The organism is Actinoallomurus sp. CA-142502, from assembly GCF_050936355.1.
Lineage (GTDB): Bacteria > Actinomycetota > Actinomycetes > Streptosporangiales > Streptosporangiaceae > Actinoallomurus > Actinoallomurus iriomotensis.
Window position 1 is genome coordinate 10,393,212 of the sequence record NZ_JBNJMY010000001.1, and the last position, 14,321, is coordinate 10,407,532.

Annotated in this window: 15 protein-coding genes; 12 read left to right on the forward strand and 3 right to left on the reverse strand. The window is 70.9% G+C overall.

Annotated elements, in window-relative coordinates; translation table 11 throughout:
* The first annotated feature begins 18 nt into the window (after positions 1-18).
* A complete protein-coding gene (locus ACQEV1_RS48735) occupies positions 19-1,047 on the forward strand; it encodes a zinc-dependent alcohol dehydrogenase family protein (RefSeq protein ID WP_433404645.1) in 1,029 nt (342 codons plus the stop codon).
* Here ACQEV1_RS48735 and ACQEV1_RS48740 read toward each other — a convergent pair.
* On the reverse strand, positions 1,031-1,963 hold the full coding sequence (locus ACQEV1_RS48740; RefSeq protein ID WP_433404648.1) for an ASCH domain-containing protein: 933 nt from the start codon (positions 1,961-1,963) through the stop codon (positions 1,031-1,033). The genes ACQEV1_RS48735 and ACQEV1_RS48740 overlap by 17 nt on opposite strands.
* A 60-nt stretch (positions 1,964-2,023) precedes the next feature.
* Between ACQEV1_RS48740 and ACQEV1_RS48745 the strand changes: the two genes are divergently transcribed.
* The 3 genes from ACQEV1_RS48745 (at position 2,024) to ACQEV1_RS48755 (ending at position 5,722) form a co-directional block, all read left to right on the forward strand.
* The gene (locus ACQEV1_RS48745; RefSeq protein ID WP_433404650.1) at positions 2,024-3,583 is read left to right on the forward strand and encodes an acyl-CoA carboxylase subunit beta; all 1,560 of its coding nucleotides are present in this window, start codon (positions 2,024-2,026) and stop codon (positions 3,581-3,583) included.
* 128 nt (positions 3,584-3,711) lie between these two features.
* Positions 3,712-4,383 (forward strand): response regulator transcription factor, encoded by a 672-nt coding sequence (locus tag ACQEV1_RS48750; RefSeq protein ID WP_141956913.1) that lies wholly within the window; start codon positions 3,712-3,714, stop codon positions 4,381-4,383.
* Positions 4,384-4,441: 58 nt separating this feature from the next.
* Positions 4,442-5,722 (forward strand): ATP-binding protein, encoded by a 1,281-nt coding sequence (locus tag ACQEV1_RS48755; RefSeq protein ID WP_285579270.1) that lies wholly within the window; start codon positions 4,442-4,444, stop codon positions 5,720-5,722.
* Positions 5,723-5,762: 40 nt separating this feature from the next.
* Here ACQEV1_RS48755 and ACQEV1_RS48760 read toward each other — a convergent pair whose 3' ends face one another.
* On the reverse strand, positions 5,763-6,323 hold the full coding sequence (locus ACQEV1_RS48760) for a GtrA family protein (RefSeq protein ID WP_433404655.1): 561 nt from the start codon (positions 6,321-6,323) through the stop codon (positions 5,763-5,765).
* A 197-nt stretch (positions 6,324-6,520) separates the two neighbouring features.
* Between ACQEV1_RS48760 and ACQEV1_RS48765 the strand changes: the two genes are divergently transcribed.
* Genes ACQEV1_RS48765 through ACQEV1_RS48790 form a run of 6 tightly spaced genes read left to right on the forward strand, consistent with a single transcriptional unit; the run spans position 6,521 to position 10,642 of the window.
* Positions 6,521-7,666, forward strand: coding sequence for an acyl-CoA dehydrogenase family protein (locus tag ACQEV1_RS48765; RefSeq protein WP_432705596.1), 1,146 nt, complete (start codon positions 6,521-6,523; stop codon positions 7,664-7,666).
* A 53-nt stretch (positions 7,667-7,719) separates the two neighbouring features.
* Positions 7,720-8,832, forward strand: a complete 1,113-nt coding sequence (locus tag ACQEV1_RS48770) for a 5-(carboxyamino)imidazole ribonucleotide synthase (RefSeq protein WP_433406145.1) — start codon at positions 7,720-7,722, stop codon at positions 8,830-8,832.
* Positions 8,829-9,317 (forward strand): 5-(carboxyamino)imidazole ribonucleotide mutase, encoded by a 489-nt coding sequence (gene purE / locus ACQEV1_RS48775; protein WP_433404658.1) that lies wholly within the window; start codon positions 8,829-8,831, stop codon positions 9,315-9,317. Before ACQEV1_RS48770 ends, purE begins: the two co-directional genes overlap by 4 nt.
* Before the next feature lie 26 nt (positions 9,318-9,343).
* The gene (locus tag ACQEV1_RS48780) at positions 9,344-9,580 is read left to right on the forward strand and encodes a hypothetical protein (RefSeq protein WP_433404660.1); all 237 of its coding nucleotides are present in this window, start codon (positions 9,344-9,346) and stop codon (positions 9,578-9,580) included.
* 36 nt (positions 9,581-9,616) lie between these two features.
* Positions 9,617-10,015: a hypothetical protein gene (locus tag ACQEV1_RS48785; RefSeq protein WP_285625604.1), complete on the forward strand. Its 399-nt coding sequence runs from the start codon at positions 9,617-9,619 to the stop codon at positions 10,013-10,015.
* A gap of 42 nt (positions 10,016-10,057) precedes the next feature.
* Positions 10,058-10,642, forward strand: a complete 585-nt coding sequence (locus ACQEV1_RS48790; protein WP_285625600.1) for a helix-turn-helix domain-containing protein — start codon at positions 10,058-10,060, stop codon at positions 10,640-10,642.
* On the opposite strand, the gene ACQEV1_RS48795 is transcribed toward ACQEV1_RS48790, so the two are convergent.
* Positions 10,627-10,785 carry a hypothetical protein gene (locus tag ACQEV1_RS48795; protein WP_433404663.1) on the reverse strand — a complete coding sequence of 53 codons (159 nt, stop codon included), beginning with the start codon at positions 10,783-10,785 and terminating at the stop codon, positions 10,627-10,629. The two genes, ACQEV1_RS48790 and ACQEV1_RS48795, sit on opposite strands and share 16 nt — an antisense overlap.
* Positions 10,786-11,012: 227 nt before the next feature.
* Here ACQEV1_RS48795 and ACQEV1_RS48800 point away from each other — a divergent pair, with 227 nt between their 5' ends.
* Entirely contained in the window at positions 11,013-11,441 is a 429-nt protein-coding gene (locus ACQEV1_RS48800; protein ID WP_285625598.1) for a hypothetical protein, read from the forward strand.
* A 22-nt stretch (positions 11,442-11,463) separates the two neighbouring features.
* The gene (locus tag ACQEV1_RS48805) at positions 11,464-14,310 is read left to right on the forward strand and encodes a tetratricopeptide repeat protein (protein ID WP_433404666.1); all 2,847 of its coding nucleotides are present in this window, start codon (positions 11,464-11,466) and stop codon (positions 14,308-14,310) included.
* Positions 14,311-14,321: the final 11 nt, after the last annotated feature.

A 14,321-nucleotide genomic window follows, 5' to 3' on the forward strand; every position in this document is an offset into this window, starting at 1 on the left:
CCGCCCGAGGATCGCCGCATGCACACCTACCGTTTGGACGAGCCGGGAGAGATCGCCGGCATCGTCCGGCACGAGGCCGGCGAGCCGGAACCCGGTCCGGCCCAGATCGTGGTCCGCGTCCACGCGGCCTCCCTCAACCGGCGCGACCTGCTCATCCTGCAGCGGCGCTACCCGCTGCCGTCCGCGCCGGGCGTGACACCGCTCAGCGACGGCGCGGGCGAGGTCGTCGCGGTCGGCTCCGCGGTGACCCGCTTCCGGCCCGGCGACCGGGTCGTCGGCGCCTACTGGCCCCGCTGGCACGACGGGCGGCTGCGGCCGGAGCTGATCGACCAGCTCGGCTGCACGCTCGACGGCATGCTCACCGAGTACGCCGTGCTGGACGAGCAGTGGGCCGTGTCCGTACCGGAGCATCTGAGCTGGGAGGAGGCGGCCACGCTGCCGTGCGCCGCGCTCACCGCGTGGACCTCCCTCGTCGGCGGCGACCCGCTGGAGCCCGGGCGGACGGTGCTCACGCTCGGCACCGGGCCGGTCGCCCTGTTCGGCCTCCAGTTCGCCAAGGCGATGGGCTGCCGGGTCGTCGCCACCACCTCCAGCGCCGCCAGGGCGGCCCGGCTGCGGGAGCTCGGCGCCGACCACGTGATCGACTACACCGCGACCCCGGAGTGGTGGCGCGCGGTGCGCGAGGCCACCGGCGGCCTGGGCGCGGACCTCGTGCTCGAGACGAACGGGCGGCCCACCATCGACCAGTCCGTACGGTCCGCCGCGCTGTACGGCCAGGTCGTGCTGCTGTCGGTGCCGCCCGTCCCGGCCGGCGCGCCCGGCGCGAACCTGGAGATCTCCGGCGACGCCTACAAGAACTCGCTCGCGACGATCCGGCGCGTCTTCGTCGGCAGCCGCGCGGACCACGAGGCGATGAACCAGGCGATCTCCGCGAACCTCCTGCGTCCGGTGATCGACCGCGTCTTCGGCTTCGCCGAGGCGCGCGAGGCCTTCGCGTACTACCGGGACGGCGCGCCGTTCGGGAAGGTGGTCATCCGGGTCGCCTAGCCCGCATCCGGCGGTAGGCCTCCAGGCCGTCGGGCACCCACTCCCACTCGGGCAGGCGGCGTTCGAGCTCCTCCTCGGTCAGGAAGGCGTGCCAGGCGACCTCCTCGGCCTGCGGCGAGACCGGCAGGTCGCACCGGACCTCATAGACGCGCGACCACCACGTGTGCCCGGCCGCGCCCTCGTACAGGAACGAGAACAGCGGGACCGGCCGGGCCAGGCCGGACACGCCCAGTTCCTCCTCGGCCTCCCGCAGCGCCGCGTCGTCGTAGGACTCGCCGGCCCCGACCACGCCGCCGACGAACATGTCGTAGCGCGAGGGGAAGATCAGCTTGCCAGGGGTGCGCCGGTGCACGAAGATCCGGTCCCGGCCGTCCCGTACGAAGACGAACGCGCACCGGTGCCGCAGGCGCCGCGCGTACGCCTCGGCCCGCGGCGCCGTGCCGATCACGTTGTCGTGCTCGTCCACGATGTCCAGGATCTCCTCGGCCGCACGCGCGGCGAGCCGCTCCACGACGCGGAACCGCTGCGTCACCACCCGTGTGCCGTCGTCGACGGTGAACTCCGGGTCGCCGAGAGCCGCCCGCATCTCCTCGCCGTGCCAGAACCTCTCGTGGGCGGCACGCCACTCCGCCACCGAGGTGTGGCCCTCGCCCTCCTCCATCACGTACGGCAGGTCGATCTCGCCGAGCGGCACGACGCGCACGTCCGTCGTCTCCACCACGGCCACCGGGCGGCCGCCGGAGTCCACGACCACGGACCGCTCCCCGGCGACGGGCAGCGGCTCTCCGAGCCGCTCGTACTCCTCGCACAGCCCGGTGGTGGCCGTCTTGACGCCGGCCAGGACGGCGGCGACGAGCCGGTCGCGCAACGGTCCCGGGAAGGCCAGTTCGAACCGGGGCAGATCCTCGTGCGGCATGGCCTCAGAGTAGAGGCGCGGGGCGTGGGCGGACGGGGAGTCACGGGGTAGGGTCCCATCGTGACCGAGCACACAATGCAGCCATCACAGGACGAGCCGGGCCACCCTCACCTGGCAGAACTCCGCGAGAAGGTCGAGCACGGCGGAGCGCCGAAGTACCACGACGCCAACGCCGCGAAGGGCAAGCTGTTCGCACGGGAGCGGATCCGGCTCCTCGTCGACGCCGGTTCGTTCGTCGAGGACGGTCTCTATGCCAACGCCCTCGCCGGCGACCTGCCCGCCGACGGCGTCGTCACCGGCACCGCCACGATCGGCGGCCGTCCGGTCGCGCTCATGGCCAACGACTCGACGGTCAAGGCCGGCTCCTGGGGCGCCCGGACGGTGGAGAAGATCGTCCGGATCATCGAGCGCGCCTACAAGACCCGTGTCCCCATGATCTACCTGGTCGACTCCGCCGGCGCGCGGATCACCGACCAGGTCGAGATGTTCCCCGGCCGCCGTGGGGCGGGGAAGATCTTCCACACCCAGGTGCGCGCGAGCGGCTCGATCCCGCAGGTGTGCGCGCTGTTCGGGCCGAGCGCGGCGGGCGGGGCGTACATCCCGGCCTTCTGCGACTTCGTGGCGATGGTGGACGGCAACGCCTCGATGTACCTCGGCAGCCCCCGCATGGTCGAGATGGTGGTGCGGGAGCAGACGACGCTGGAGGAGATGGGCGGGGCGAAGATGCACTGCTCGGTCTCCGGCTGCGGCCACTTCCTGGCCAAGGACGAGCCGCAGGCGCTGGAGGCCGTCCGCGGCTTCCTGTCCTACCTGCCGTCCCACTGGGAGCAGGAGCCGCCTGCGGCCGAGGCGCGCGACCCGAAGCCGGTGGACCTGCGCAAGCTCGTGCCGGCCAGCGAGCGCGTCGCCTTCGACATGCGCCGCTACGTCAGGGGCCTGCTCGACGAGGACTCCTTCTTCGAGATCCACAGCCTGTGGGCGAAGGAGCTGGTCGTGGGCTTCGGCCGGCTCGACGGCAAGGTCGTCGGCGTGGTCGCGAACAACCCGATGTTCAAGGGCGGCGTGCTGTTCGTCGACTCGGCGGACAAGGCCACCCGGTTCATCCAGCTCTGTGACGCCTTCAACGTGCCATTGCTCTTCCTGTCCGATGTGCCCGGTTTCATGGTCGGGACGGCGGTCGAGCGTCAGGGCATCATCCGGCACGGCGCCAAAATGATCACCGCCGTGTCGGAGGCCACGGTGCCCAAAATCTGCGTAGTCGTCCGAAAGGCCTATGGGGCCGGTCTGTACGCCATGGCGGGTCCGGGCTTTGACCCCGACGCCACAATTGCGTTGCCCACCGCGAAGATCGCCGTAATGGGCGCCGAGGCCGCCGTGAACGCCGTCTACTACAACAAGATCATGGCGATCGAGGACGCCCAGGAGCGCGAGGCGTACGTCGAGAAACTCCGCGCCGAGTACGAGGAGGACATCGACATCGTCCGCCTGGCAGGCGAACTCGTCGTCGACGCGATCGTCGAGCCGGAGGATCTGCGACAGGAGATCGCCGCTCGTCTCGCCGCCGCCCATGGAAAGGATCGATCGTTCTCGCACCGCCGACACGGAGTCACGCCGGTCTGAAGGTCGTTCCAATTACCCCTCATTAGCTCGGATTTGGCGCGTTCCTAGGAGCTCTATGACTGGCAAATCGCAGGTCAAGCCCCCTCTAGTACGGAGGAAACGTTCTTGAATAGCTCTACGATCGGCTCATGACCTCAGTACTGCTCGCCGAGGACGACACGTCCATCTCCGAGCCTCTCGCCAGAGCGTTGCGGCGGGAGGGATACAACGTCGAAGTCAGTCCCGACGGTCCGCAGGCCCTCGAACGGGCGCTGGGCGGTGGGGTGGATCTGATCGTGCTCGACCTCGGTCTTCCCGAACTCGACGGCCTCGAGGTGGCCCGCCGCGTCCGGGCGGAGGGCCACGGTGTGCCGATCCTCATCCTCACCGCCCGCGCCGACGAGGTGGACACCGTTGTGGGGCTCGACGCCGGAGCGGACGACTATGTGACCAAACCGTTCCGCCTGGCGGAACTCCTCGCCCGCGTCCGTGCCCTGCTGCGCCGGGGCAGCACCGAGACGCCCATCGTCCAGGGGGTGCGGATCGACGCCGAGTCGCGACGCGCCTGGATGGGCGACCAGGAGTTGCAGCTCACGACCAAGGAGTTCGACCTGCTGCGCGTGCTCGTACGCGACGCCGGCAAGGTCGTCACCCGTGAGCAGATCATGCGCGAGGTGTGGGACACCAACTGGTGGGGTTCCACCAAGACCCTCGACATGCACATCTCCTGGTTGCGCCGCAAGCTCGGTGACGACGCGGGAAGCCCTCGCTACATCACGACCGTGCGCGGAGTCGGATTCCGGTTCGAGCGCGGCGACTGAGACGGTGACCGTGACGTGAACCACGGCATCACGTCACGGTCGGAAGAGAGGGACCCCCATGAGGCGACGTCTGCTGCTGTCGACGCTCGCCGTCGCAGTCGTGGCCGTGCTCCTGCTCGGCATCCCGCTGGCCTACGCCACCGAGCGCCTGATCTACGACGAGGCCCAGCAGCAGGTCGAGCGCGAGGCGGCGACCGTCGTGGCGGGCGTCAACCTGCGCGAGGAGCTGCGCCAGTCCATCACCGGTGACCAGATCGCCAAGGAGTTCCCGGGCCGCTACATCGTGGTGACCATGGCCGACGGCACCCAGATCACCGCCGGCGACGCCCCGGCCAAGGGCGACCATGTGATCACCAAGATGGCGGCGAACGACCGCGGCATCCACGTCCAGGTGTCACGGGACGCGGGCGACGTCGAGGCGGACGCCGTGCGGACGTTCCTGCTCATCGGCAGCCTCGTCGTGCTCGGCGTGGGCGTGGCGGTCGGGCTCGCGATGGTGCAGGCGCGCAAGCTGACGCTTCCGCTCATCGACCTGGCCGAGACCGCCGACCGCCTCGGGTCCGGCAACGCGCGGCCGCGGCGGCGCCGCTACGGCGTGCCCGAGGTCGACCGCGTGGCGGAGGTCCTCGACCGCAGCGCCGTGCGCATCGCCGACCTGCTCGCCGCCAGCCGGGAGTTCGCCTCCGACGCGAGCCACCAGCTGCGCACGCCGCTCACCGCGCTGTCGATGCGGCTGGAGGAGATGATCGAGGCCGCGGAGTACCCCGACGTCGTACGCGAGGAGGGCGTCGCCGCCGCCGCGCAGGTGGAGCGGCTGGCCGCCGTCGTCGAACAGCTCCTCGCGCGTGCCAAGCACGACCCGACCGGTGACGCGATCCCGATCGGGGTGGACGAGATCGTCGCCCAGCAGGTCAAGGAGTGGGAACCGGTCTTCCGCCGCGAGAACCGCCGGATCGGCATGTCGGGCGTCCGCGGGCTGACCGCCGTGGTCAGCCCCGGCGGCCTCTCGCAGATCGTCGCGACGCTGCTGGACAACTCCCTCGTCCACGGCGACGGCGAGGTCACCATCCACACCAAGGAGACGCCGACCTCGATCGTCGTGGAGGTGGGAGACGAGGGCGCCGGGGTGCCGCCCGAGCTCGAACGCCGGGTGTTCGACCGCAACGTCAGCGGCCGCCAGGGCACCGGCCTGGGCCTCTACCTGGCCCGCTCCCTGGCCACCGCCGACGGCGGACGGCTCGAACTGATCCGGGCCCGCCCGGCGACCTTCGCCATCTTCCTGCGCAAGCGCGAGGAGGCGCTGCTCGCCAAGGAACGCGTGGTCAGCGGCCCGGCCTAGAGCCCTGACCCAGACGTTGGTCGATCCGTTGGGGGATCGTTCAGCGGGAGCGCTTGGCGACGCCGGCGGGCACCGGCTCGGGGTCGTCCGCGGTCTCCGACTCGGCCTCGGTCTCAGCGGTCTCCGCGCCGGCCTCGGGCAGGCCCGTGTGGGGGTCGACCGGCGGCGCGGAGGCGGGCAGGAAGACCCACTTCTTGTACGCCCAGTAGCGGAACAGCGTGGCGGCGCCGGTGCCGACGACCTGGGCGGCGTTGTACGCGATGCCGCCCTGCAGGCCCAGGAGGTAGTGCGTGACGCCGATGAACACCCAGGTGATGAACAGGGCGACACCGTTGAGCACGAAGAACAGGACGTACTCGCGGCCCAGGCCGCTGGTGTCGCGGTGCCGGAAGGTCCAGTAGCGGTTGGCGAAGTAGGAGAACGTCGTCGCGACGACGGTGCCGACGCCGAACGACGTCAGCGGCCCGACCCCGAAGCCCAGGTGGAGGGTGTCGGAGATCCCGATGGTGATGATGAAGTTGAGCACGCCGATCACGCCGAACTTTGCCAGCTCGTGAACGAGGTGGGCGAATCGTCGGTACAGATTTACGGCGATGCTCACTAAGGGAGACCTTTCATTCGCGGTCGCGGTTGATCGCGCGTACTCGACAGGCCCGCAACTCTGCTTACCCCCGGCACGACGAGGATAGACGGCGTTCGTGGCAGCATGTGCCTGTGGTCCCAGATTCTGGCAGCCGCCGACCGCGGCCGTCCGGGGTATGACGGGATCAGGCTCATGTCTCTCCGACCGAGGTGATCATGGACTACCGGCTCGACGACGAGCACGAAACCCTGCGCAAGACCGTCGAGGAGTTCGCCCGAGACGTCGTCGCTCCACAGGCCGAACGACTGGACGCGGACGAGGAGTTCCCGTACGACATCGTCCGTCAGATGGGCGAGATGGGGCTGTTCGGGCTGCCCTTCCCCGAAGAGTACGGCGGGATGGGCGGCGACTACTTCGCCCTCTGCCTGGCGCTGGAGGAGCTGGCGCGCGTCGACTCCTCCGTGGCGATCACTCTGGAGGCCGCGGTGTCGCTCGGCGCGATGCCGATCTACCGGTTCGGCACCGAGGAGCAGAAGCGCACGTGGCTGCCCGACCTCGTGACGGGCCGCGCGCTCGGCGCGTTCGGGCTGACCGAGCCGGGCGGCGGCACCGACGCCGGCGCCACCCGCACCACCGCGAAGGCGATCGACGACCAGTGGGTGATCAACGGCACGAAGTGCTTCATCACCAACTCCGGCACCGACATCACCCGCCTGGTGACGGTCACCGCCGTCACCGGCGACGAGGGGACCAAACGGGAGATCTCCACGATCATCGTCCCGACGCCGCACGAGGGTCTCACCGTGGCGCCGAAGTACTCCAAGGTCGGCTGGCACGCCTCCGACACCCGCGAGCTCTCCTTCAACGACTGCCACGTGCCGGCCGAGAACCTCCTCGGCGAGCGCGGCCGCGGCTACGCGAACTTCCTGTCGATCCTGGACGAGGGGCGCATCGCGATCTCCGCGCTCGCCACCGGCCTCGCCCAGGCGTGCCTCGACGAGTCGATCAAGTACGCCAAGGAGCGCACCGCCTTCGGCACGCCGATCGGCAAGAACCAGGCCATCGCCTTCAAGATCGCCGACATGGAGGTGCGCACGCACACCGCGCGGCTCGCGTGGTACCGCGCGGCCGAGCGGATGATGCGCGGCGAGCCGTTCAAGAAGGAGGCCGCCATCGCGAAGCTGCACTCCTCCGAGATCGCGGTCACCAACGCCCGCGAGGCCACCCAGATCCACGGCGGCTACGGCTTCATGAACGAGTACCCGGTCGCCCGTCACTGGCGCGATTCGAAGATCCTGGAGATCGGCGAGGGCACGTCCGAGGTCCAGCGCATGCTCATCGCCCGTGAGCTGGGCCTCTGAGGGCTCGATAGGCTGCGGGGGTGACGGACAGGCAAGGTATTCCCGCGGTCGGCATGGTGGGCGGTGGCCAGCTCGCCCGCATGACCCAGCAGGCGGCGATCGGTCTCGGCGTGACACTGCGCGTGCTCGGCGAGAGCGTCGACGCCTCCGCCGCGCGTGTGATCTCCGACGTCCGGGTCGGCGACCACCGCTCCCTCGACGACCTGCTCGCCTTCGCCAAGGACAGCGACGTGGTGACGTGGGACCACGAGCACGTCCCGGGCGAGCACATTCAGGCGCTGGAGGAGGCCGGGGTCGCGTGCCGCCCCGGCTCCGCCGCGCTGCTGCACGCCCAGGACAAGCGCGTGATGCGCGAGCGGCTGAGCGCGCTCGGCATGCCCGTGCCGCGGTTCGCGCCGGTCGCGAGCCTGGCCGACGCGGAGGAGTTCGGCGCCTGGCCGCTCGTCCTCAAGGCCGTACGCGGCGGCTACGACGGCAAGGGCGTCTGGGTCTGCGAGACCCCCGCCGAGGCGCGTGAGGTGATCGAGCGGGCCGCGGCCGAGGGGGTCCCACTGCTGGCCGAGGAGCACGTGCCGTTCCGCCGCGAGCTGGCCGCCCTGGTGGCGCGCTCGCCGTACGGCCAGGGCGCGGCGTACCCGATCGTGGAGACGGTGCAGCGTGACGGCATCTGCCACGAGGTGATCGCGCCGGCGCCCGGCCTCCACCCCGACCGGGCCGAGGAGGCCCAGCGGTTGGCCCTGGACATCGCCGACCGGCTCGGCGTGACGGGCCTGCTGGCGGTCGAGCTGTTCGAGACCGATGACGGCGTGCTGGTCAACGAGCTGGCCATGCGGCCGCACAACTCCGGGCACTGGACGATCGAGGGCGCGCGCACCTCGCAGTTCGAGCAGCACCTGCGCGCGGTGCTCGACCTGCCGCTGGGCGACACGCGGCCGACCGCGCCGTACACGGTGATGGCCAACGTCCTCGGCGGCGACGAGCCCCAGATCTACCCGCGCTACATCCACGTCATGGCGCACGACCCGGGCGTGAAGGTGCACTTCTACGGCAAGGAGATCCGGCCGGGCCGCAAGATCGGGCACGTGACCGCGCTCGGCGACGACCTGGACGACGTACGCGAACGGGCGCGTCACGCGGCCGACTACCTGAGGAACGGACCCCGATGAGCGTCGGCGTGGTGATGGGCAGCGACTCGGACTGGCCGGTCATGAAGGCCGCGGCCGAGGCGCTGGAGGAGTTCGGCGTGCCGTACGAGGCCGACGTGGTCTCGGCGCACCGGATGCCGCACGAGATGATCGCGTACGGCGCCGAGGCGGCCTCGCGCGGCCTCCAGGTGATCATCGCGGGCGCCGGCGGCGCCGCCCACCTGCCCGGGATGCTCGCCTCCGTCACACCGCTGCCGGTGATCGGCGTGCCGGTGCCGCTGAAGTACCTCGACGGCATGGACTCCCTGCTGTCGATCGTGCAGATGCCCGCCGGGGTGCCGGTGGCGACCGTCGCCGTCGGCGGCGCGCGCAACGCCGGCCTGCTGGCCGTACGCATCCTGGCGGCGAGCGACGCGGGCCTGCGCACGCGGATGGAGGAGTTCCAGCGCGACCTGCACGCCCAGGCCAAGGCCAAGGGCGAACGCCTCCGCGAGTCCACGACCTGACAGGAACAACACCGCCGAGTGCGCTCATGGGCCCGGTCGCCGGCCGGCTCGGCTCCACGCCGGTGCTCCGTACGGCCGCCGTCGCTCATCCCGCCGGGCTGGTCGCGTTCGTGTTCGCGGCCGATGGCGGCTCGACGCCGCTGATCTGCGCGGCGGCGATGTTCGCGGGCGGGACCTGTCCGCCGCTGACCGTGCCGGCGTACGCGACTCTGCAGGCGGGTCCGGACGCGGACGGGCTGGCGGGCGTCCTGCTCGCGGGCTGAGGCATCGGATCCGGCCTGGGCGGCTTCGGGTACGGCATGGCGCGGCCCCGTGCGCCGCTGCCGCGGCGGTTCGCCTGGCTGCTCGGCGCGGTCTCGCTGAGCACGGCGATACTGGCGATCATGCCGGACGCGCTGACGCTCGGCATCGCCCTCGTGCTCGGCGGCGTCACCATCGCGCCCACGCTGACCGTCTACACCGCCATCGTCGGCCGCATCGTGCCGGCCGGCATGCGCGATGAGGCCGGCACCTGGCTGGTGACGGTGCCGGTCGCGGCCAACTCGGCCGGCGGTGCGATCGCCGGCCTGATCGTCGACCAGCCCGGCGGAACACCCTGGTCGTTCGCGTTCGCGGCCACGGTCATCGCCGCGGCCACCGTCGTCGCCGCCCGGCCCGCCGGGCCGATGGCCCGCGCCGAGGCGACGGTGAACGCCTGACGCGGTGTAGGGGCGCGCGTGGGGCGGGCCGATAGTGAGGGTATGAGAGACGAGTTCGACGACGTGCTGGCCGCGGTCGGCCCGCGGCTGCGTGAGTTGCGGCACCGGAGCGGAGCCACGCTGACCGCCCTGTCGGAGACCACCGGGATTCCGGTCAGCACCCTGTCCCGGCTGGAGTCCGGGCACCGCAGACCGGGGCTGGAACTCCTGCTTCCCCTGGCGAGGGCCTACCAGGTGCCGCTCGACGAACTCGTCGGCGCTCCCGCCAGCGGCGATCCGCGGGTCTATCCGCGGCCGGTGACCCGCAACGGCATGACCGTCATCCCGCTGACCCGCAACCCCGGCGGGCTGCAGGCGTTCAAACAGATCCTGCCGGCCGGCCGGAACGATCGGGAGCCCGATCCCCGCTCGCACGAGGGGTACCACTGGCTGTACGTCCTCAACGGACGGCTGCGCCTGGTGCTCGGCGACCAGGACCTGGTCCTCAGCGCGGGCGAGGTCGCCGAGTTCGACACCCATCTCCCCCACTGGTTCGGCAACGCCGACGCACGGCCCGTCGAGTTCCTGAGCATCCTCGGTCCGCAGGGCGAGCGGTTCCACATCAGGGCCCGTTACCGGCCCTCCTGAGCCTGTCCTCTCGACGATGGCGTCGACCAGCGCGCCGACGGCGTCGGGCGGCGGGTGGCCTCCAGCCGCAGCTCCAGCATCGCCGGGTCTCCGGCCCGGTCGTCGCCGATCCGGCTCATCAGGCTGAGCGTCAGGGCGGTCACCAGGGCGCGGTCGCGCGGGGGCGCGCAGCAGGTCGGCGAGGACCTCCGGGTCCGCCGTGAGGCGATGGTGGATACGGCGGGCCGTCTGGTGGAGCAGGTCGTCGAGGCTCATCCTCACCTATGCCAAGACGTCCGGATGAAAGCCCACCATCGGGCTCAACGCGTGCCTTTTCCGGGAATGTGGGGCGGCTGTATCGTCATGATGATGCGGCGGGAAAGGGGCCGGAATGCTGACTGAGGCACTCGAGGCGTTGGCCGCGGCCGGTGGTGGAGCGGTCGTGCAGGCCGCCGGCACCGATGTTTGGGCGACGGCGCGGCAACGAGTGGCGCGGCTCTTCGGTGGCGGAGACCCCGCGCGGGAGCGGGCGGAACTGGAGCGGCTGGACCAGACCGCGGCCGCCCTCGCGGCCGCTCCAGAAGGTGACGCGAAGCTCGTGCGAACGAGCGAGGAGAGCGCCTGGCAGAGCCGGTTCGAGGCGCTGCTGGAAGCGGCGGGCGACGCCGCCCGCGACCAGGTCGCCCATGAGCTGCGCGGCCTGGTCGCCCAGACCCGGCCGGTCCAGAAAGGCAGCGGCGCCTTGTCCGGAAGCTCCTTTCACGGGCCTACCGCCGTTCAGATCGGCGACCAGAACTCCCAGACCAATAACTTCGGGTGACGCGTTCACGGCGGAGCTGAGCGTGACGCGGTCTGGCGCCAGTGATGGCGGCCGTTCGCCGGACGGGACCGGCGGCGACGTCTTTCTCGGGCCCAACGCCTTGATCATTGGCGACGACGCCACCCAGATCAACAACTACTACGTCAGTCCGCAGCCGCCCGAAGGGTTCGTGCAGATCGGGGTGATTCCCCGGGAGGCCGACCACTTCCAGTTCCGCACCGCCATTGACGACCTGGACGTCGCTCTTTCGCGTGGGGACGCCGCAGTACTGTGTCAGGTCGTTTCCGGAATCGGCGGGGTCGGCAAGACACAGATCGCCGCCCACTATGCCCGGCACCGCAGAGACGCACGCGACGTGGACCTGCTGCTCTGGGTGAACGCGCGCAGCCGAGACGCGATCGTCTCCGCCTACGTACAGGCGGGCAGGAGAATGGCGTGTGTCACGAGCAACGACGTCGAGGAGGCCGCCCAGGAATTCCTGACCTGCCTCGAAACGACGGACCGTCGTTGGCTGATCGTCCTGGACGATCTGGCCGACCCCGGTGATCTGCGACGTTTGTGGCCGCCCCGCCATCCTGCCGGACGCGTACTGGTCACCACACGCCGCCGAGACTCCGTGCTCACCGGAACCGGCCGACAGGCCATCACCGTCGGTCTCTTCTCCCCTGAGCAGGCCACCGCGTACCTTGCCGCCACGCTTGCCGCACACCGTCGCGACGACGACCCCGAGCAGATGCGGGGGTTGGCCGAAGACCTCGGCCATCTGCCGCTGGCGCTGGCGCAGGCCGCGGCGTATCTGATGGACCGTGGCCTGGATTGCTCCGCGTACCGGCGACGGCTCAGGGACAGCCGACTCACGCTGCGTGAGGTTCTTCCTGAGGACTCCTCCCTGCCGGACGAGCAGCTGGCCACGGTCGCCGCGACGTGGTCGCTGTCGATCGAACTGGCCGACCGGCTCGCGCCGGCCGGACTGGCACGGCCCATGCTCGAGCTGGCCGGCCTCCTCGACGCGAACGGGATTCCCGTCGCCGTGCTGACCTGCCCCGCCACCTTGGCCTACCTGTCGGCCCAGCGAGATCCCGCGGCCCGCGCCGCGGCGGACCCGCCCGTACGGGGTGATCGAGACCTGACCGCGGATGACGCTCGCGACGCCTTGCGCTGCCTGTACAGGCTGCACCTGGTGGACATCGCCTCCGGCGCCGCTGACGAGATCGTCCGTGTGCACGGTCTGATCCAACGGGCGACCCGGGACCAGCTGGCAACGGACAGATTCGATCGCGCCGTCCAGGCCGCCTCCGAGGCACTCCTCGAAGTCTGGCCGGCCACCGGGCAGTTCGCCGACGACGAGGCGTTCCGGGTGAACGCCACGGCGCTGTCCGCCAACGCCGGCGCCCGGCTCTGGGCGCTCGACGCCCACCGCGTACTGGTCCGGACCGGACACAGCCTCGGCGAGGCCCGGTTTCTCGCCTCCGCGGTCGCTCATTGGGAGCAGACGCGTCACGCATCGGAAGAGAACCTTGGTGCCGACCACCGCGAAACCTGGGCCGTCCGCTATCACCTCGCCCTGGCGCAGTGGACGGCAGGCGATCATGCGACCGCGTTGAGCAGCCTGGCGGACCTTCTCGCCGACCAGATCCGCGTCGTCGGCACCGAGCACCCGAGAACATCGGTCACCCGCACGCGACTCGCCGAGCTGCGGGGCCAGTCGGGGGATCAGGCGGGCGCCATCCGCGACTTCGAGGCGTTGCTGGCCGACCAGGTTCGCACCCTGGGCACGGACCATCTCCAGACCGTCGCCACCCGCAGACGGCTTGCGATCTGGCGCTGGACGGCGGGGCACCGGGCCGATGCGGTCCGGATTCTGCAAGCCGTGCTGACGGACCAGGAGCGGCTGCTGGGTTCCGACGACCGCGCGACGCAGGCGACACGCCGGCTTCTGACCGAGTGGCGGGTATGGGCCGAAAGCCCGCCCGGCGCGGCAGAGACCGAGACTCCGCCGCGCACCGAGACCAAGCGTCGCAACCGCCGCACGGTGCGCCGCAGCAAGGCCCGAACGCTACGCCTGGCGGCAGGCGGTCGTGCGCCCACGCCGGACGAGACCCGTTGGCGTGCCCGGGAACTCGTCGCGTCCCTCAAGGAGCTGCTGGCCGAGCAACTGCGGGCACTGGGCGCGGATCATCCGGAGGTCCTCGCCACCCGCGCCCAGCTCGCGGCGCGGCAATGGCAGGCCGGTGACCGAGCCGGAGCCCTGAACACGACCGAAGAGTTGCTCGCGGAACAGTCACGCGTGCTGGGTCCGGAACACGCCGATACCCTCGCGACGCGCCGCCGACTGGCCAAGCGGCTCTGGGAGGGCGGAAGACGAGCCGATGCCCTGGCCGCCCTCAAGGACCTCCACGCACTCCAGGTACACATGCTGGGCTCGGACCACGTGGATCCGATGAACACGCACCGGCAACTCATCGAATGGCAGTGGCAGATCGGCAATCGCGGCGGCGCCGTGCAGGCGACGGAGACACTGCTGGCGAAGCAGCGCCGCCTGCTGGGACCGGACCATGCCGACGTCATGGCGACACGTCGCCGCCTGGCTCAGTGGCAAGGCCAGCTGGGGAATCCGGAGCGAGCGGTGGAACTGCTGGAAGAGCTCCTGGCCCAGCAGCTTCGTACGCTGGGATCGAGTCACCCGCGCACACGCGTGACGCGGCGCCAGCTCGCCCAGTGGAGGAAGGTCGCGGGCGACCTGGCAGGCGCGCTGAACGACACCGAAGCGCTGCTCGCCGAGCAGGTGCGCGTGCTGGGCCCGGAACATCCGGACACCGTCCAGACCCGCCGCCATGCCGACGCCCTGCGGAATGACCTGGGACGATGAGCGCCGGCTGA